The organism is Rhodococcus sp. R1101 (assembly GCF_000278445.1).
Classification (GTDB): Bacteria; Actinomycetota; Actinomycetes; order Mycobacteriales; family Mycobacteriaceae; genus Rhodococcus; species Rhodococcus gordoniae.
On the sequence record NZ_AJVB01000807.1, the window covers coordinates 1 to 966 of the forward strand.

Genomic DNA, 966 nt, shown 5'->3' on the forward strand with positions numbered 1-966 from the left:
GTCGCTGCTGCTCACCTCCGCGGTGCACCACCACCTCGTCCGTGAGAAGACCCGCACCAAGGTCGGTCTGCTCGTCGAGGCGGGCGACGCCCGCGAGGTCCACCACATCGCCGCCCTGTGCGGTTTCGGTGCGGCCGTGGTCAACCCGTACATGGCGTTCGAGAGCATCGACGAGCTGCTGCAGAACGGCGACCTGCCCGAGGGCATCACCCTCGAGAAGGCGATCGCCAACTACATCAAGGCGGCCTCGAAGGGCGTGCTGAAGGTGATGTCCAAGATGGGCATCTCCACACTCGCCTCCTACACCGGTGCCCAGCTGTTCCAGGTCATCGGCCTGTCGCAGGAACTCGTCGACGAGTACTTCACCGGTCTGCAGTCGCAGCTCGGCGGCGTGGGACTCGACGAGATCGCCGCGGACGTCGCGGCCCGGCACCGCACGGCCTTCCTCGACCGCCAGTCCGAGCGCGCGCACCGCGAGCTCGAGGTGGGCGGCGAGTACCAGTGGCGTCGTGAGGGCGAGTACCACCTGTTCAACCCGGACACGGTGTTCAAGCTCCAGCATGCGACCCGCACCGGCCAGTACTCGATCTTCAAGGAGTACACCAAGCTCGTCGACGACCAGTCGGAGCGGCTCGCGTCGCTGCGCGGTCTGTTCGAGTTCAAGAAGGGTGTGCGTCCGCCGGTGCCGCTCGACGAGGTCGAGCCGGCGAGCGAGATCGTCAAGCGCTTCTCCACCGGCGCGATGAGCTACGGCTCCATCTCGGCCGAAGCGCACGAGACCCTCGCGATCGCGATGAACCGTCTCGGCGGCCGCTCGAATTCCGGTGAGGGTGGCGAGCATCCGAGCCGTTTCACCCCGGACGAGAACGGCGACTGGCGGCGCTCGGCGATCAAGCAGGTCGCCTCGGGTCGATTCGGTGTGACCGCGCACTATCTGAGCAACTGCACCGACATCCAGATCAAGAT

General features: G+C 66.5%; 1 protein-coding gene. It reads left to right on the forward strand.

From position 1 onward, the window contains the following. The coding region (locus tag R1101_RS28695) for a glutamate synthase central domain-containing protein (protein WP_037225163.1) at positions 1–966 on the forward strand (966 nt) is incomplete at both ends.